Genomic DNA, 17,357 nt, shown 5'->3' with positions numbered 1-17,357 from the left:
CCGGTCACCTCTCTACCCTCCATCTTCATACGTGGACGACATCTACATACGGAGACAGGAGACGGTTGAGATGACGAGCGTGGGCCCCGACACCGGCGCCGCACGGGCGGCTGTGGTCCGACGGCTGCGCGAGGGGATGGCCCGGAGCGTGCTGTCCTTCCCGCTGACCAGCTTCCGCGACGACGGTTCGCTCGACCCCGACGGCTACCGCGCCTACGTCGCCGATCGGCTCGCCGCCGACCCCGGCGCCCTCTTCCCGGCCTGCGGCACCGGCGAGTTCTTCTCCCTGGACGAGGACGAGTACCGGCAGGTCGTCACCATCGCCGTCGAGGAGAGCGCGGGCCGCGTGCCGGTCGTCGCCGGCACCGGGTACGGCTGGGCGCAGGCCCTGCGGTTCGCCCGTGTCGCCGAGGAGGCCGGCGCCGACGCCCTGCTCGTCATGCCGCACTACCTCACCGCCGCCCCGCAGGAGGGCCTGGTCGCCCAGCTGGAGCGGATCGCCGCCGGCACCCGGCTCCCGCTCGTCGCCTACCAGCGCGGCCAGGTCGCCTACACCGCCGAGTCCGTCCGGCGCATCGCCCGCGTCCCCGGCGTGATCGGCCTCAAGGACGGCCACAGCGACCTCGACCGCCTCCAGCGCGCGGTCCTCGCCGCCCCCGAGGACTTCCTCTTCTTCAACGGCGCCGCCACCGCCGAGGTCCAGGCCCGCGCCTACGCCGCCGTCGGCGTCCCCGCCTACTCCTCCGCCGTGCACGCCTTCGCCCCCGAGATCGCGAACGCCTTCCTCGCCGCCCTGCACGGCGGCGACACCGGCACGGTCGACAAGCTGCTGCGCGACTTCTACGTCCCGCTCGTCGAACTGCGCGACCGCGTCCCCGGATACGCCGTGTCCCTCGTGAAGGCGGCGGCCCGGCTGCGCGGCTGCCCCGTCGGCCCCGTCCGCGCCCCCCTCACCGACCCGTCCCCCGCCGACCTGGCCGAACTCAAGACCCTGCTCGCCACCGGACTCGACCTCGTAGGAGCCGCCCTGTGACCCGCGACCTCACCATCACGGCCGTCCGCCTGACGCCGATCCTGGTCGCCGACCCGCCCCTGCTCAACACCCAGGGCGTGCACCAGCCGTACACCCCCCGCCTGATCGTCGAGGTGGAGACCGCGGGCGGTGTCACCGGCGTCGGCGAGACCTACGGCGACGCCAAGTACCTGGAGCTGGCCCGCCCCTTCGCCGGCAAACTGGTCGGCCGCCAGGTCTCGGACCTCAACGGCCTGTTCACCACCGCCGACGAGGTCGCCGTCGACTCCTCCCGGGTCTCCGGCCAGGTGGACGTCGGCGGGCTGCGCGGCGTCCAGACCGCCGACAAGCTGCGCCTGTCCGTCGTCTCCGGCTTCGAGGTCGCCTGCCTCGACGCCCTCGGCAAGTCGCTCGGCCTGCCCGTGCACGCGCTGCTGGGCGGCAAGGTGCGCGACGCCGTGGAGTACAGCGCGTACCTCTTCTACAAGTGGGCCGACCACCCCGAGGGCGTGGCCGCGGAGAAGGACGACTGGGGCGCCGCCCTCGACCCGGCCGGCGTGGTCGAGCAGGCCCGCGCCTTCACCGAGCGCTACGGCTTCACCTCCTTCAAGCTCAAGGGCGGCGTCTTCCCGCCCGAGGAGGAGATCGCCGCGATCAAGGCCCTCGCCGAGGCCTTCCCGGGCCACCCCCTGCGCCTGGACCCCAACGGCGCCTGGTCCGTGGAGACCTCCCTCGAGGTCGCGGCGGAACTCGGGGAGGTCCTGGAGTACCTGGAGGACCCCGCGCTCGGCACCCCGGCGATGGCCGAGGTCGCCGCGAAGACCGGCGTGCCGCTCGCGACCAACATGTGCGTGACGACGTTCGCCGAGATCCAGGAGGCGTTCACCAAGGGCGCCGTGCAGGTCGTGCTCTCCGACCACCACTACTGGGGCGGGCTGCGCAACACCCAGCAACTGGCCGCCGTCTGCCGCACCTTCGGCGTCGGCGTCTCCATGCACTCCAACACCCACCTGGGCATCAGCCTCGCCGCCATGACCCACGTGGCGGCCACCGTCCCCAACCTCCACCACGCCTGCGACTCCCACTACCCCTGGCAGTCCGAGGACGTCCTCACCGAACGCCTCACCTTCGACGGCGGCAAGGTCGCCGTCTCCGACGCCCCCGGCCTCGGCGTCGAACTCGACCGCGACAGGCTGGCCTTCCTCCACCGGCGCTGGCTCGACGACGACGGCACGCTCCGCGACCGCGACGACGCGGCCGCCATGCGGATCGCCGACCCCGACTGGGTCACCCCGTCCGTCCCCCGTTGGTGAACCGTCCCCGTCGGTGAAACACCCGTGCAGCACCCCTTCCCCCCTTCCCCCTGCCACGACCGGAGCCGCTCGTGTCCGCAGCAAGCCCAGAGGTGCATTCCCCAGCCGTACAGTCAGCCGTCCGCAAGATCTTCCGCCGCGTGGTCCCTCTCTTCTTCGTCATGTTCGTGGCGAACTACATGGACCGCGTCAACCTGGGCTTCGCCCAGGACGAACTCCGCGCCGACGTGGGCCTCTCGGCCGCCGCGTTCGGCCTCGGCGCCGGCGTCTTCTTCATCGCGTACGCCATCTTCGAAGTCCCCTCCAACATGCTGATGGAGCGGTTCGGGGCCAAGGTCTGGCTCACCCGCATCATGATCAGCTGGGGCGTCGTCGCCACCGCGATGGCCTTCGTCAACAGCGTGGAGATGTTCTACGCCCTGCGTTTCCTGCTCGGCGTCGCCGAGGCAGGCTTCTTCCCGGCCGTCATCTACTACTTCAGCCGCTGGCTCCCCGACTCCCACCGGGGCCGGGCCACGTCCATCTTCCTGATGGGCTCCGGCACCGCGACCGTCATCGTCGGCCCGATCTCGGGCGCGCTCATGGAGATGCACGGGATCTGGGGGCACGCCGGCTGGCAGTGGATGTTCTTCATCGAGGGCATCTTCTCCGTCGTCCTCGGCTTCGTCGTCTACCGCTTCCTCGACTCGGGCATCGAGCAGGCGGCGTGGCTGACCGACGGGGAGAAGACCGGCCTCGTCGCGGCCATCGACGCCGAGCAGGAGGAACGGGACGCGCGACGCGGCGGCGAGGCGGCGAAGGTCTCCCGGTGGAAACTGCTCGCCGACCCCCAGATGCTGCTCTTCCTCTGGATCTACTTCGCGATCAACGTCGCCCTGTACGCGGTGACCTTCTGGCTGCCCTCGATCGTGGACGACATCGGCGGGGTGAGCGACTTCCAGGTGGGACTGCTGACCGCCGTGCCGTGGCTGTGCGCCCTGGTCGCCCTGTTCGTCAGCGGCCGGATCTCGGACCGCATCGGCAAACGCCGGCCCGTGCTGGCCGTCCTGCTCCTGCTCGGCGGCTGCGGCACCCTGCTGGCCGTGTTCGTCTCGCCCTGGGTCGGGCTCGGCGCGCTGTGCCTGGCCGCGATGGGCTTCAAACCGGCCTCCCCGGTCTTCTGGACCATCCCGCAGAGCTACCTCGACGCCCGCGCCGCGGCCCCCGGCATCGCGCTGATCAACTCCATCGGCAACCTCGGCGGGTTCGTCGCCCCCACCGCCTTCGGCATCATCGAGGACACGACCGGCTCGACCGAGGGCGGCCTGGTCGGTCTGACCGTCGTCGGTTTCCTGGCCGCGCTGAGCGTACTGCTGGTGCGCGGCGGCGGGCGCAACGACCGCGTCCGCACCCGCCCGGCGAAGGCGGTGGCGCCCCCGGCCCCGGAGACCACCCCGGGCGCCGCCCGGACCGTGCACCCGGGACCGGCCACGACCTGACGCCGGACGCCGCACCGGGACACCGCCGCACTGTCGGTGGCGTGGTGCACACTGGCGGGGTCCGCACCATGCCAGGGAGCGCACCGTGACAGCGTCCACCGTGTCCGCCGACGTGCCCGACGTGCCGTCCGTGCCCGTCGTACCGGCCGACGAGAGAACACACCGCCACGTCCCGCCCGAGGGATCGCACCACCACCCCCAGGTCGATCCCCTCGTCGCCCTGCGCACCCCGCAGGACCCGCCCTGGGACGTCTACCTGACCGGCACCGTCTTCCTCGACGTCGTCTTCACCGGGCTCGACTCCGCCCCGGTGCGCGGGACCGAGTCCTGGGCCCGGGGCATGGGGTCGAGCCCGGGCGGCATCGCCAACATGGCGACCGCGCTGGCCCGCCTCGGCCTGCGCACCTCGCTGGCCGCGGCCTTCGGCGACGACCACTACGGCGACTACTGCTGGGACGCCCTCGCCCACGGCGAGGGCATCGACCTCACCCCCTCGCGCACCGTGCCCGGCTGGCACTCACCGGTCACGGTCTCCATGGCGTACGAGGGCGAGCGCACGATGGTCTCCCACGGCCACGAACCGCCGCCCGAGGAGCCGTCCCCCGACTGCCCGCCCGGCGCCCGCGCCGCAGTGGCCTCCCTCACGCCCGGTGTCAGCGCCCCGTGGATCGCCCGGGCCGCCGCCCGCGGCACCCGCGTCTTCGCCGACGTCGGCTGGGACGACACCGGTGCCTGGGACCTGGCCGCGCTGCCGGACCTCGCGCACTGCGAGGCCTTCCTGCCCAACGCGGAGGAGGCCATGCACTACACCGGCGCCCGCTGCCCCCGGGCCGCCGCGCACGCCCTGACCGAGCACGTGCCGCTCGCCGTGGTCACCCTCGGCGCGGACGGCGCGTACGCGGTGGACCGGCGGACGGGGGAGAGCGCCGAGGTCCCGGCGATCGAGGTCGAGGCCCTGGACCCGACCGGCGCCGGGGACGTGTTCGTCGCCGGCTTCGTCACCGGCACCCTCGCCGGCTGGCCGCTCGCCGACCGCCTGGCCTTCGCCGGGCTGACCGCCGCCCTCTCCGTCCAGGAGTTCGGCGGCTCGCTGTCGGCGCCCGGCTGGTGCGAGATCGCGACCTGGTGGCGCAAGGTCCAGTCGCTGGAGGACCAGGACCCGGCGGCCCTCAGCCGCTACGCGTTCCTGGAGGACATGGTCCCGGAGGACCCGTCCGGCTCGTGGCCCCTGCGCCGCGCGGTCCCGACCATCGGCTTCCGCCCCCCGGCGGACTGACCGGGGAGCCTGTGGCCCCGAGCCGCCGCAGCCGCCCCGGGCACGCCGGCCGGGCTGCCGGAGAGCCTCAGAAGCCGAGCCGCCGCAGCTGCTTCGGGTCGCGCTGCCAGTCCTTGGCGACCTTCACGTGCAGGTCAAGGAAGACCGGAGTACCGAGCAGCGCCTCGATCTGCTTGCGGGACTTGATGCCCACGTCCTTCAGGCGCTTGCCCTTGGGGCCGATGATGATGCCCTTCTGGCTGGGGCGCTCGATGAAGACGTTGGCGTGGATGTCCAGGAGCGGCTTGTCGGCGGGACGGTCCTCGCGCGGGAGCATCTCCTCCACGACCACCGCGATGGAGTGCGGCAGCTCGTCCCGTACGCCCTCCAGCGCGGCCTCCCGGATCAGCTCGGCGACCATCACCTGCTCGGGCTCGTCGGTCAGATCGCCCTCGGGGTAGAGCGCGGGGCCCTCGGGCAGCAGCGGGGTCAGCAGGTCGGCGAGCAGGTCCACCTGCTTGTTCCCGGTGGCCGACACCGGGACGATCTCCGCCCAGGTGATCCCCAGCTCCTGGCCGAGCTGATCGATGGCGATCAGCTGCTCGGCCAGCGTCTTGGAGTCCACCAGGTCGGTCTTGGTGACGATCGCGACCTTCGGGGTCTTCTTGATCCCGGCCAGTTCCTTGGCGATGAAGCGGTCACCGGGGCCCAGCTTCTCGTTCGCCGGCAGGCAGAAGCCGATGACGTCCACCTCGGCCCACGTCGTGCGCACGACGTCGTTGAGCCGCTCGCCCAGCAGCGTGCGCGGCTTGTGCAGCCCCGGGGTGTCCACCAGGATCAGCTGCGCGTCCTCGCGGTGCACGATGCCCCGCACGGTGTGCCGGGTGGTCTGCGGACGGTTCGAGGTGATCGCCACCTTCTGCCCGACCAGAGCGTTCGTGAGGGTGGACTTGCCCGCGTTGGGGCGGCCCACGAAGCAGGCGAAGCCGGCCCGGTGAACAGCCTCGGCCGGTTCTTCGGATGACTGGGTACGAACGCTCATGGCGCCCATTGTCCCTGATCCCCGGAGCGTCGCCGTACCACCCGCCCGCTGCCGACGGAACGACCGGGCCCCGGCCGCCACCCGCGTGAGGGGGGAGGCCGGGGCCGGGGCGATTCACCGGGGCAGGGACGTCAGCCGAGGGCCTTCACCTTGCTCCAGTCCGTCGACAGGACGTTCTTCACGGCGGCGTTGGTGTTCGTCCTGGACGGGTGGTAGATCCGCATCTGGCCGTCGCTTCCGTAGCGGGCCCAGATGTCGGGGATGCCGTCGCCGCTGACGTCGGGGAGGCCACCCCTTCTGGGTCCCCGAACTGGGCAAGTGGCTCGACGCCACCGACCTCGGCCCCGGCCAGTGGCTCCGGACCAGCGCGGGCACGCACGTCCAGATCACCGCGGTACAGCGCTGGTCGAGCCCCGGGGCGACGGTCCACAACCTGACGGTCGGCAACGCCCACACGTACTTCGTGGTGGCGGGCGACACCTCGGTCCTCGTCCACAACTGCGCTATCAGCGCGGAGGCGCGGGAGCACGTGCTGAACGGCGTCATCACCGACGACAACCGGTTCGCCGGCTGGCACCTCCACCCCGATCAGACAGGCGGCATCCCCGACAACCGCTACATCAACGGAGACCTGACGACGAACGCGGACGGCTCGGCCACCGTGAGCGGCACGGTCGGCGCGCGTCTCCCGGATGGTGGAACACTGGCGAAGGTGGCCAACGCGAACGGGACGTACACACCCTCGACCTTCTTCCCCGTGGGGAGGTAGCGCCCTGATGTCGTCTGATGTGTGGTCGTTCGCCGTCGACCAGGACGGGCTCGTCATCGTTCGGCACTCGTGCGGCGAGTGTGGAGGACTTTCTCCGGGAGTGGCGGAGGATGACACGGGATCTCGGGTTCGGATACACCCTCGGTACGTCCGCCGCGGCCGTGAAACGGATCGATGCCGACCACGTGGAGATCGCAGACCTGTACGGCCAGTTCGAGACGTGCCTGATGGGCGCCGGGGAATTCGAGAACGCTCTGGAACGCATGCTCCGGTTCCTGGAGCAGCGGCGTTCCCAGGCGTCCTAGCGGGGCCCCGCCACGGGGGCGGTGAGCCTCAGCCCGCGCTCACCGTCCCCCGTACCGCGCCGTCCGGCCCGGCCACCAGGACCGGCGTTCCGGGACCGCCCAGGTCCCGCACCGCCGCCCGGTCCTCCTCCGACGCGGACTCCGCCTCCGTCACCACCGCCGCCGCCTCCAGCGACTTCGCGCCGGACGCCACCGCCATCGCCACCGCCGTGCGCAGGGCGCTGAGCTTCAGGGAGTCCAGGGCGACCGTGCCGGCGACGTACGTGCGGCCGGTCTCGTCGCGTACGGCGGCTCCCTCGGGGACGCCGTTGCGGGCCCGGGCGGAGCGGGCCAGGGTGACGATCTTGCGGTCCTCGGGGTCGAGGTCGGGAGTCTCGGTCATGAGGCGAGCATACGTAGCCACGCCGGCCGCCCGGAGATCAGGGACGGTCGAGGCGGAGCCGGTCCGCGCGGGGCAGTCCCGCGACCACCAGGTCGTACGAGTCCTCGACCAGCTCCCGGACGAGACGGTCCGGGAGACCGCCGTCCACGGTCACGGTGTTCCAGTGCCGCTTGTTCATGTGCCAGCCCGGGAGGATCAGCTTCGGGTGGTCACCGCGCAGCCGGATCGCGTCGTCCGGGTCGCACTTCAGGTTGACCGTGAGCGGGTCCCCGTCCAGGAAGGACAGCGCGAACATCTTCCCCAGCACCTTGAAGACCGAGATCTCCGGGCCGAAGGGGAAGTCCTCCACGGCGGCGTTGAAGGACAGGCAGAAGTCGCGCAGCTCCCCGGGGGTCATTCGGACGCGGCCTCCTCGGCGGGCCGCGCCGCGTTGACCGGCTCCACCAGCACCGTCACGATCTTGTTCCGGCGGCCCGCCGCGGCCTCCGCCGTCAGGCGCAGCTCACGCCCGTCGGGCAGCTCCACGATCGAGGAGGCGCCGGCGATCGGCACCCGGCCCAGCGCCTTGGCGAGCAGCCCGCCCACCGTCTCCACGTCCTCGTCGTCGAACTCCTCCAGGCCGTACAGCTCGCCCACGTCGCCGATGTCGAGGCGGGCGGTGACCCGGAAGCGGCCCTCGCCCAGCTCCTCGACCGGCGGCAGCTCCCGGTCGTACTCGTCGGTGATCTCGCCGACGATCTCCTCCAGGATGTCCTCGATGGTGACGATGCCGGCCGTGCCGCCGTACTCGTCGATGACGACGGCGACGTGGTTGCGTTCCTTCTGCATCTCGCGCAGCAGGTCACCGGCGTTCTTGGTGTCGGGCACGAAGGACGCGGGACGCATCGCCGTGGAGACCAGGTCGCTCTCCGCCTCCCGGCTGATGTGCGTCCGGCGGACCAGGTCCTTCAGGTACACGATGCCGACGACGTCGTCCTCGCTGTCCCCGGTGACCGGTATCCGCGAGAAACCGGAGCGCAGGGCCAGGGTGAGCGCCTGGCGGATGGTCTTGTAGCGCTCGATGACGACGAGGTCGGTCCGCGGGACCATGACCTCGCGCACCAGCGTGTCACCGAGCTCGAACACCGAGTGCACCATGCGGCGCTCCTCGGCCTCGATCAGGGACTCCTTCTCGGCGTAGTCCACCAGTGCCCGCAGCTCCGCCTCGGAGGCGAAGGGGCCGCGGCGGAAGCCCTTGCCGGGCGTGAGCGCGTTGCCGATGAGGATCAGCAGCGACGGGATCGGACCCATGATCCGGTCCAGCGGCACCAGCACGTACGCCGCCGCCGTGGCCGTGTTCATCGGGTGCTGCCGGCCGATGGTGCGCGGGGACACCCCGACGGCGACGTACGAGACGAGCACCATCACCGCGATGGCGATCAGCAGGGCCTCGGTGGTGTTGGCGAACTCCTGGAGGCAGGCGTAGGCGACCAGCGCGGCGGCGGCCATCTCGCAGGCGACGCGGACCAGCAGCGCCACGTTGAGATAGCGCGTCGGGTCGGCGGCGACCTTGGCGAGCTTCGCGCTGCCGCGCCGCCCGGACCGCACGGCCTCCTCGGCGCGGAAGCTGGAGACCCGGGCGAGCCCCGCCTCCGCGCACGCCGCGAGCCAGGCGATCACCACCAGGGCGACCGCACCGGCGACCAGGGGGAGGCTCATGAGACGGTCGGGGCCGGGGACGGGCCGGTCAAGCCCTTCTCCGCACGCCAGCCGTCCACGATGGCGGCCTGCAACGAGAACATCTCGGCCTTCTCGTCCGGCTCCTCGTGGTCGTAGCCGAGCAGGTGCAGCACCCCGTGGACGGTCAGGAGCTGGAGCTCCTCGTCCATGGAGTGCTGCGTCGGCGCCTCGGCGCCCTGCTTGGCGGCGACCTCCGGGCAGAGCACGATGTCGCCGAGCAGCCCCTGCGGCGCCTCGTCCTCGTCCTTGCCCGGCGGACGCAGCTCGTCCATCGGGAAGGACATGACATCCGTAGGGCCGGGCAGGTCCATCCACTGGATGTGGAGCTGCTCCATGGCGTCGGCGTCCACGACGATCACCGAGAGCTCGGAGAGCGGGTGGATGCGCATCCGCGCGAGCGCGTAGCGGGCGATGTCGAGGATCGCCTGCTCGTCGACCTCGGTTCCGGACTCGTTGTTGACGTCGATCGACATGGTGGTGCTGGTCTACTTCCCCTTGGCCTTGGCACCGCTTCTGGGTGTCCGGCCGCCGTTGTGGCCGCCGTTCTCGGTGCCGTTCCTGCTGTCGTACTGCTCGTAGGCGTCGACGATACGGCCCACCAGCCTGTGCCGGACGACGTCCTGCGACGACAGCCGGGAGAAGTGGACGTCCTCGACACCCTCGAGGATCTCCTGCACCTGCCGCAGACCCGACTTCGTGCCGCCGGGCAGGTCGACCTGCGTCACGTCACCGGTGATCACGATCTTCGAGTCGAAACCGAGGCGGGTGAGGAACATCTTCATCTGCTCGGGGCTGGTGTTCTGGGCCTCGTCCAGGATGATGAAGGCGTCGTTCAGCGTCCGGCCGCGCATGTACGCCAGCGGCGCGACCTCGATCGTCCCGGCCGCCATCAGCCGCGGGATCGAGTCCGGGTCGAGCATGTCGTGCAGCGCGTCGTACAGCGGGCGCAGGTACGGGTCGATCTTCTCGTAGAGTGTGCCCGGCAGGAAGCCGAGCCGCTCGCCGGCCTCGACCGCCGGGCGGGTCAGGATGATGCGGTTGACCTGCTTGGACTGCAGGGCCTGCACCGCCTTGGCCATCGCCAGGTAGGTCTTGCCGGTGCCCGCGGGACCGATGCCGAAGACGATCGTGTGCTTGTCGATCGCGTCGACGTACCGCTTCTGGTTCAGCGTCTTGGGACGGATCGTGCGGCCGCGCGAGGACAGGATGTTCTGCGTGAGCACCTGGGCCGGGGTCTCCTGGCCGTCGCTCTCCCCGTTCTCGCTCGCCTTGAGCATGGCGATCGAGCGTTCCACTGCGTCCTCCGTCATCGGCTGCCCGGTGCGGAGCACCAGCATCATCTCGTCGAACACGCGCTGGATCAGAGCGACGTCATGGGTGTCGCCGACCGCGCTGATCTCGTTTCCCCGGACGTGGATGTCGGCCGCCGGGAAGGCCGTCTCGATCACGCGCAGAAGGGAGTCGCCTGATCCCAGCACCGTCACCATGGGGTGCTGGGCGGGGACGGTGATCTGTGCTCTGGCCTGCCCCTGCGCGGGGGTGTGAGCTGAGGGTGTCTGAGTCATGGGCCGGCGCTCGAGGCCTGCTCGTCCTCCTCTGCGGCGTGCGCCGCGTGACGGGTGTGTCTGCTGTCTCCAGCGTACGACTCCCCGCCGACAGCACCGAGACCTTTTATCGGACCGGTGTTCCCCGCTGGGCGCGGACCAGGTCCCGGTACCAGCCGTACGACGCCTTGGGAGTGCGCTCCAGCGTCGCGAAGTCCACGTGGACCAGTCCGAACCGGCGCGCGTACCCCTCGGCCCACTCGAAGTTGTCCAGCAGCGACCACACGAAGTAGCCGCGCACGTCCACCCCGGCCTCCAGCGCCCGGTGCAGGGCGCGCACGTGCCCGTCGAGGTAGGCGATGCGGTCCCGGTCGTCGAGGCCCGCGTAGGAGCAGCCGTTCTCGGTGATCACGACCGGTGGGAGCCGGTCGCCGTAGCGGTCGCGGAAGCCGGTCAGCAGCTCCGTCAGCCCCTCGGGTACGACGGGCCAGCCGAAGTCCGTCAGCGGTCGGCCCTCGACGGCGACCACCGAGAACGGCAGCTCCGCGGGCAGGGTCACGCCACCGAACTCGATCTCCGCACCCCGCGGGGCGCCCACCCGCGTCGGCGCGTAGTAGTTCACGCCGTACCAGTCCAGTGGCTCGGCGATGACCTCCAGGTCGGCGTGCACGTCCCCCGGCATCAGCTCCCCGATGCCCTCCGGGTACCGCCCGGTCAGCACCGGGTCGGCGAACATCCGGTTCAGCAGGACGTCGTGGAACTCCGCCGCCTCCCGGTCGGCCGCCGCCTCGGAGGCCGGCCAGGTGGGACCGTGCGAGTTGGCGATCCCGATGTCCGCGGCGCCGGACGCGCGCAGGGCGCGTACCGCCAGGCCGTGCGCGAGGAGCTGGTGGTGGGCCACCGGGAGGGCGTCGAACAGCAGCCGCTCGCCCGGCGCGTGCACGCCGAGCGCATGGCCGAGCAGCGTGTGCTCGGCGGGCTCGTTCAGGGTGATCCACTTGCCGACGCGGTCGCCGAGCCGGTCCGCGACCCGGGACGCGTACTCCGCGAACCGCGACGCCGTGTCCCGCTGCCGCCAGTCCAGCCCGGCCGGCAGGTCCCAGTGGAAGAGCGTCGGCACCGGCCGCACGCCCGCCGCGCACACCTCGTCGACCAGGCGGTCGTAGAAGCCGAGGCCGCCGGGGGAGTCCACCCGCGGCCAGGAGACCGAGAAGCGGTAGGCGTCCACGCCCAGACCCGCCAGCAGCGCCACGTCCTCGCGGTAGCGGTGGTAGTGGTCGCAGGCCACCGCCGCCGTCGAGCCGTCCTTCACCCGTCCCGGCGTGGCGGTGAAGACGTCCCACACGGACGGCCCGCGCAGCTCGGCCGCGCCCTCGATCTGGTGGGCCGAGGTCGACACGCCCCACAGGAAGCCGTCCGGGAACCGCGGCATCGCCCCCGTGTCCGTCTCGGTCGCCATGCGCGGATCATCCGTACCGCCGGTGAGGGAAGTCAACGCCCGTGCACGGCACCGGCGTCACGCACCCTCCTTCAGCACCCGCGAGATCAGCCTGCGCTGCTCCTCCGTCAGCCGTGGATCGGCGGCGTACACCGTCGTGCCGTCCACGGTGATCTGGTAGCTGAACCCGTCCGGCACCCCGATGGGCGGCGTGCCCCGCCCGTCGGCGACCGCCCGCTCGGCCAGGGCGTGCCACTCGGCCGCGTCGGGGCGTCCGGTGGTCTCGACCTCCGCGTGGCGCTCGATGCCCGCGAAGCCTCCTGTGCGCCTCACCTGAATCCGCATGGACCCGTGTCTAGTACGGAACTACAGCGTCCGCACCCCGACCCGCTCCCACGCCTTGCGCACCGCCTCCAGCTCCTCAGCGTCCCCGTACCGCTCCCGGGCCGCCTTCACCGTGAGCGTCGCGAAGTCCGTGAACAGCGCGTCCTGGGCCAGCTCGCCGCCGGTCAGCACGTCGTACCAGACCAGTCCCGCCCGCTCCCAGGCGTGCCCGCCGAGCGTGGTGGCGACGAGGTAGAAGGCGTGGTTGGGGATGCCGGAGTTGATGTGGACGCCGCCGTTGTCGCGGCCGGTGCGCACGAAGTCGTCCATCGTCGCGGGCTGCGGGTCCTTGCCCAGCACGTCGTCGTCGTACGCCGTGCCCGGTGCCTTCATGGAGCGCAGCGCCACTCCCGTCACGCGCGGGGCGAGCAGGCCGGCGCCGATCAGCCAGTCGGCCTCGGCGGCGGTCTGGCCGAGCGAGTACTGCTTGATGAGGGCGCCGAAGACGTCGGACACCGACTCGTTGAGGGCGCCCGGCTGGCCGTAGTAGGTCAGGTTGGCGGTGTGCTGGGTGACGCCGTGGGTCAGCTCGTGGCCGATGACGTCGAGGGGGATGGTGAAGTCGAGGAAGATCTCCCCGTCCCCGTCGCCGAAGACCATCTGCTCGCCGTTCCAGAAGGCGTTGTTGTACTCCCGGTCGTAGTGGACGGTCGCGTCCAGCGGCAGTCCGGCGCCGTCGATGGAGTCGCGCCCGTACACCTTCAGGAAGTGCTCGAAGGTGGCGCCGAGACCCGCGTAGGCCCGGTTCACGGTGGCGTCCTTGCCGGGCTCCTCGCCCTCGCCGCGCACCTTCTTGCCCGGCAGGTCGGTGCCGTGCCGGGCGTCGAAGATCGTGCGCTGCGGCTTCTCGGGCCCGGCGCCGGCGCGCGGGGCGACGGAGGGGGCGCCGATGACCGTGGTGAGCTGCCGGTGGGTGCGCTCGAAGGCGTCGCGCTGGAGGGTCCGGCGGGCGGGGCCGGCGAGCACGGGGTCCTCGTGCTGGGCGAGCCTGTCGAGGACGTGGGGCGGCACGATGGTGCAGAAGACGGGCTGGAAGCCCCCGTATGTCGTCATGTCCGGCACCCTCGCACTGCGTGACGTCACTGTCACCCCCCGCAACCACGATTGGTGAAAACCGGCGCCAAGACGGCCCCGCGACCGACGGTGAGTGGTATACGGCACTTTTTGTCCCGGTTATCCCCACGGTCCCGCATACTGATACACACCCGCGTGACCGGCGTGACTCGGCTAAGGTGCTGGGCATCATGCGATTCGGGCTGCTTCTCCTTAGCTGCCGCGGCGAGGGCCTGCAATAGGCCGACTCCCTCCCCGCGGTGCTGAGTGGTGCGCGTCGGCCGTCCTTCCGGACACGCGGACACCGCGGACATCACGAGGAGCCCACGCCACCATGGCCAACCGCCAGCAGCCCAGCCCCATGCCGACCGGCAAGTACCGAGGCTACGAGCAGGTCGACATCGCCGACCGCACCTGGCCGAACCAGCGCATCACCACCGCCCCCCGCTGGCTCTCCACCGACCTGCGCGACGGCAACCAGGCGCTGATCGACCCCATGTCGCCCGCCCGCAAGCGCGCGATGTTCGACCTGCTGGTCAAGATGGGCTACAAGGAGATCGAGGTCGGCTTCCCCGCCTCCGGCCAGACCGACTACGACTTCGTGCGCTCCATCATCGAGGAGCCCGGCGCCATCCCGGACGACGTCACCATCTCCGTACTGACCCAGGCCCGCGAGGACCTGATCGAGCGCACGGTGGAGTCCCTGAAGGGCGCCAAGCGGGCCACCGTCCACCTGTACAACGCCACCGCCCCCGTCTTCCGCCGGGTCGTCTTCCGCGCCTCGCGCGACGACATCAAGCAGATCGCGGTCGACGGCACCCGGCTGGTCATGGAGTACGCCGAGAAACTGCTGGGCCCCGAGACGGAGTTCGGCTACCAGTACAGCCCCGAGATCTTCACCGACACCGAGCTGGACTTCGCCCTGGAGGTCTGCGAGGCGGTGATGGACACCTACCAGCCCGGTCCCGGCCGCGAGATCATCCTCAACCTGCCCGCCACCGTGGAGCGTTCCACCCCCTCCACCCACGCGGACCGCTTCGAGTGGATGGGCCGCAACCTGTCCCGCCGCGAGTACGTCTGCCTGTCCGTCCACCCGCACAACGACCGCGGCACGGCGGTCGCGGCGGCCGAACTGGCCGTCATGGCCGGCGCCGACCGCGTCGAGGGCTGCCTGTTCGGGCAGGGCGAGCGCACCGGCAACGTCGACCTGGTCACCCTGGGCATGAACCTGTTCTCCCAGGGCGTCGACCCGCAGATCGACTTCTCCGACATCGACGAGATCCGTCGCACGTGGGAGTACTGCAACCAGATGGAGGTCCACCCGCGCCACCCGTACGTGGGCGACCTGGTCTACACGTCCTTCTCCGGCTCCCACCAGGACGCCATCAAGAAGGGCTTCGACGCCATGGAGGCCGACGCGAAGGCCAAGGGCGTCACCGTCGACGACATCGAGTGGGCCGTCCCGTACCTGCCGATCGACCCGAAGGACGTCGGCCGCTCCTACGAGGCGGTCATCCGCGTCAACTCGCAGTCCGGCAAGGGCGGCATCGCCTACGTCCTGAAGAACGACCACAAGCTGGACCTGCCGCGCCGGATGCAGATCGAGTTCTCGAAGATCATCCAGGCCAAGACGGACGCCGAGGGCGGCGAAATCACCCCCGCCGCCATCTGGGACGTCTTCCAGGACGAGTACCTGCCCAACCCGGACAACCCCTGGGGCCGCATCCAGGTGGCCAACGGCCAGACCACGACCGACCGCGACGGCGTCGACACCCTCACCGTCGAGGCCACGGTCGACGGCACGGAGACCACCCTGGTCGGCACCGGCAACGGCCCGATCTCGGCGTTCTTCCACGCGCTGCAGGGCGTCGGCATCGACGTACGGCTGCTGGACTACCAGGAGCACACGATGAGCGAGGGCGCCTCCGCGCAGGCCGCCTCCTACATCGAGTGCGCCATCGGCGACAAGGTGCTGTGGGGCATCGGAATCGACGCGAACACCACGCGCGCCTCGCTGAAGGCGGTCGTCTCCGCCGTCAACCGCGCTACGCGCTGACCAGCCGAATCAGTGGTTCGAGGCCCCGCTCGCCGGAAAACGGCGGGCGGGGCCCCGTCGTATACCGGCCATCTCCGCGCGCAGGTCACGGAAAGGTCTCTTCCTGGGTACTGACTCCACGTCGGTGATGTGGCTAACATCACGCCAGCGCGACGATGCTGTCACGCGGTTACGGAGGTGCGACGTGCTGCCTGGACGGGGACGAAACGGCCGAGCTGCCCGGCTGCCACACATCCTGGGCACCCGCACCGCGTGGACACCCGTCGGCGACGGCGAGTTCTTCTGCCCCGGCTGCGGGGGCGACCGCAACTACCAGCGCCTGACCGGCCGCCGCCGCTTCACGCTGCTCGGCGTCCCCGTGCTGCCGCGCGGCGAGTCCGCGCCCACCGTCGAGTGCGCCGCCTGCCGCCGCCACTACGGCACCGACGTCCTCGACCACCCCACCACGACCCGCTTCTCCGCCATGCTCCGCGACGCCGTCCACACCGTCGCCCTCGCGGTCCTCGCCGCGGGCGGCGCCTCCTCCCGCACGGCACTGGAGACGGCGGCCGTCGCGGTGCGCGCGGCCGGGTTCGAGGACTGCACCGAGGACCAGCTGTGCGCGCTGGTGGAGGCGCTGGAGGCGGACACCGGCCGGGTCCACGGTGAGCCCTGCGTGCCCGGTCTGGCCATAGAGCTGCACGAGGCGCTGGACCCGCTGGCCCCGCACCTCGCCGCCGTCGGCCGCGAATCCATCCTGCTCCAGGGCGCCCGCATCGCCCTCGCCGACGGCCCCTACACCCCCGCCGAACGCGACGCCCTGGCTACGGTCGGCGCGGCCCTGACCATCTGCTCCGACGACGTGACCCGCCTTCTGGAGTCGGCGGGCACGCCCTCCTAGCCGCGGGCCGCTCTCCCCGCCCGGCCGCTCTCCCGGCCCGGCCGCCCGCCTAGTGGCCCAGGTCCAGCCGCATGATCTGCCGGTGCATGCCCGGGCCGAAGTAGTCCGGGCGCAGCCCGCCGTCGGGCTCCTCCGGGCGGAACCCGAGGTCGCGGTAGAGGAATATGGCCGCGAGGTTGGCGGGCTCCACGGTCAGGCGCACCACCCGTATGCCGTCCCGGCGCAGCCGGTCCAGCACCTCCGTCATCAGCTCCCGCCCCAGCCCGTGACGCCGGCGGTCCTGCGTCACGCACAGGCCGAGTATCCAGCTGTCCGCGCCCAGCGCCCTCGTGGCCGCCAGCACGTAGCCGCGCAGCCGGCCCGTGCCGTCGTCCAGCACCAGGAAGTGCTCCTCGTACATGTCGAAGAGCTGGCGCAGCAGGAAGCCCGGATAGGCGACCTCCTGGAAGACCTCCTCGTCGAGCCGCCGCAGTTCGGGCAGGTCGGATTCCCGGGCCGTCCGCAGGACCAGTGGTTCGTCGGGATGAGGGGTGAGCTGCGTGAGCTGGTCGCGGTGGTCGAGGGAACGTTCCAGCGGTTCGGCGGTCATGCAACCCCCCAGTCGGGACGCGCGAGGTCAACTCGACGGATGCGCTGTTCATTCGTCAGGAGTACCGGCCTTCGTGTGGCGGCCGGTGACTCCTTCTGGCTAGAGTGAGCGTCCAACTTCCCCCGTGCAAGGGCGAGT

17 protein-coding genes and 1 pseudogene are annotated in these 17,357 nt (G+C 71.3%); 8 read left to right on the top strand and 10 right to left on the bottom strand.

The window, feature by feature from the left end; all coding sequences use genetic code 11:
• The first annotated feature begins 70 nt into the window (after window positions 1-70).
• From ACLIN4_RS11615 to ACLIN4_RS11600, 4 genes are all read left to right on the top strand, one after another.
• A complete protein-coding gene (locus tag ACLIN4_RS11615; RefSeq protein WP_290014142.1) occupies window positions 71-1,033 on the top strand; it encodes a 5-dehydro-4-deoxyglucarate dehydratase in 963 nt (320 codons plus the stop codon).
• Window positions 1,030-2,325: a glucarate dehydratase family protein gene (locus ACLIN4_RS11610; RefSeq protein WP_289903265.1), complete on the top strand. Its 1,296-nt coding sequence runs from the start codon at window positions 1,030-1,032 to the stop codon at window positions 2,323-2,325. Before ACLIN4_RS11615 ends, ACLIN4_RS11610 begins: the two co-directional genes overlap by 4 nt.
• Window positions 2,326-2,417: 92 nt before the next feature.
• Window positions 2,418-3,803, top strand: coding sequence for an MFS transporter (locus tag ACLIN4_RS11605; protein WP_411575744.1), 1,386 nt, complete (start codon window positions 2,418-2,420; stop codon window positions 3,801-3,803).
• Between the two features lie 85 nt (window positions 3,804-3,888).
• A complete protein-coding gene (locus tag ACLIN4_RS11600) occupies window positions 3,889-5,079 on the top strand; it encodes a carbohydrate kinase family protein (RefSeq protein WP_290014140.1) in 1,191 nt (396 codons plus the stop codon).
• Between the two features lie 67 nt (window positions 5,080-5,146).
• Here the strand turns inward: ACLIN4_RS11600 and era are convergent, their stop codons facing one another.
• Window positions 5,147-6,100: a GTPase Era gene (era, locus tag ACLIN4_RS11595; RefSeq protein WP_269957572.1), complete on the bottom strand. Its 954-nt coding sequence runs from the start codon at window positions 6,098-6,100 to the stop codon at window positions 5,147-5,149.
• 286 nt (window positions 6,101-6,386) lie between these two features.
• Here era and ACLIN4_RS11590 point away from each other — a divergent pair.
• Together ACLIN4_RS11590 and ACLIN4_RS11585 are read left to right on the top strand one after the other, a co-directional pair.
• Window positions 6,387-6,606 (top strand): annotated as a pseudogene (locus ACLIN4_RS11590) (polymorphic toxin-type HINT domain-containing protein); the annotation flags it as partial.
• Between the two features lie 373 nt (window positions 6,607-6,979).
• Window positions 6,980-7,174 (top strand): hypothetical protein, encoded by a 195-nt coding sequence (locus tag ACLIN4_RS11585; RefSeq protein ID WP_143657512.1) that lies wholly within the window; start codon window positions 6,980-6,982, stop codon window positions 7,172-7,174.
• A 28-nt stretch (window positions 7,175-7,202) separates the two neighbouring features.
• Here ACLIN4_RS11585 and ACLIN4_RS11580 read toward each other — a convergent pair whose 3' ends face one another.
• The 8 genes from ACLIN4_RS11580 to ACLIN4_RS11545 all read right to left on the bottom strand — a co-directional run bounded on the left by ACLIN4_RS11580 (window position 7,203) and on the right by ACLIN4_RS11545 (window position 13,694).
• Entirely contained in the window at window positions 7,203-7,556 is a 354-nt protein-coding gene (locus ACLIN4_RS11580; RefSeq protein WP_100046508.1) for a hypothetical protein, read from the bottom strand.
• 37 nt (window positions 7,557-7,593) lie between these two features.
• The gene (locus ACLIN4_RS11575; protein WP_107477216.1) at window positions 7,594-7,953 is read right to left on the bottom strand and encodes an MmcQ/YjbR family DNA-binding protein; all 360 of its coding nucleotides are present in this window, start codon (window positions 7,951-7,953) and stop codon (window positions 7,594-7,596) included.
• Complete coding sequence (locus tag ACLIN4_RS11570; protein WP_100046510.1) at window positions 7,950-9,254, bottom strand: hemolysin family protein; 1,305 nt, start codon at window positions 9,252-9,254, stop codon at window positions 7,950-7,952. The genes ACLIN4_RS11575 and ACLIN4_RS11570 overlap by 4 nt, the downstream gene beginning before the upstream one ends.
• Window positions 9,251-9,748 carry an rRNA maturation RNase YbeY gene (gene ybeY / locus ACLIN4_RS11565; RefSeq protein WP_100046511.1) on the bottom strand — a complete coding sequence of 166 codons (498 nt, stop codon included), beginning with the start codon at window positions 9,746-9,748 and terminating at the stop codon, window positions 9,251-9,253. Before ybeY ends, ACLIN4_RS11570 begins: the two co-directional genes overlap by 4 nt.
• 12 nt (window positions 9,749-9,760) lie before the next feature.
• Complete coding sequence (locus ACLIN4_RS11560) at window positions 9,761-10,840, bottom strand: PhoH family protein (RefSeq protein WP_107477215.1); 1,080 nt, start codon at window positions 10,838-10,840, stop codon at window positions 9,761-9,763.
• Window positions 10,841-10,946: 106 nt separating this feature from the next.
• Window positions 10,947-12,278, bottom strand: a complete 1,332-nt coding sequence (locus ACLIN4_RS11555) for a GH1 family beta-glucosidase (protein WP_307652846.1) — start codon at window positions 12,276-12,278, stop codon at window positions 10,947-10,949.
• A gap of 57 nt (window positions 12,279-12,335) precedes the next feature.
• Window positions 12,336-12,602 (bottom strand): protealysin inhibitor emfourin, encoded by a 267-nt coding sequence (locus tag ACLIN4_RS11550; RefSeq protein ID WP_100046513.1) that lies wholly within the window; start codon window positions 12,600-12,602, stop codon window positions 12,336-12,338.
• A 21-nt stretch (window positions 12,603-12,623) separates the two neighbouring features.
• Window positions 12,624-13,694: a M4 family metallopeptidase gene (locus ACLIN4_RS11545; protein WP_107477213.1), complete on the bottom strand. Its 1,071-nt coding sequence runs from the start codon at window positions 13,692-13,694 to the stop codon at window positions 12,624-12,626.
• Window positions 13,695-14,028: 334 nt separating this feature from the next.
• On the opposite strand from ACLIN4_RS11545, the gene leuA reads away from it, so the two are divergent.
• Together leuA and ACLIN4_RS11535 are read left to right on the top strand one after the other, a co-directional pair.
• Window positions 14,029-15,750, top strand: coding sequence for a 2-isopropylmalate synthase (gene leuA / locus ACLIN4_RS11540; RefSeq protein WP_411575743.1), 1,722 nt, complete (start codon window positions 14,029-14,031; stop codon window positions 15,748-15,750).
• Between the two features lie 184 nt (window positions 15,751-15,934).
• Entirely contained in the window at window positions 15,935-16,630 is a 696-nt protein-coding gene (locus ACLIN4_RS11535) for a TerB family tellurite resistance protein (protein ID WP_100046516.1), read from the top strand.
• Window positions 16,631-16,679: 49 nt separating this feature from the next.
• Here the strand turns inward: ACLIN4_RS11535 and ACLIN4_RS11530 are convergent, their stop codons facing one another.
• Window positions 16,680-17,219: a GNAT family N-acetyltransferase gene (locus ACLIN4_RS11530; RefSeq protein WP_107477211.1), complete on the bottom strand. Its 540-nt coding sequence runs from the start codon at window positions 17,217-17,219 to the stop codon at window positions 16,680-16,682.
• Between the last annotated feature and the right edge of the window lie 138 nt (window positions 17,220-17,357).

This window comes from Streptomyces mutabilis, from assembly GCF_046628145.1.
Lineage (GTDB): Bacteria > Actinomycetota > Actinomycetes > Streptomycetales > Streptomycetaceae > Streptomyces > Streptomyces mutabilis.
This window is presented reverse-complemented; position numbering and strand designations above follow the sequence as displayed.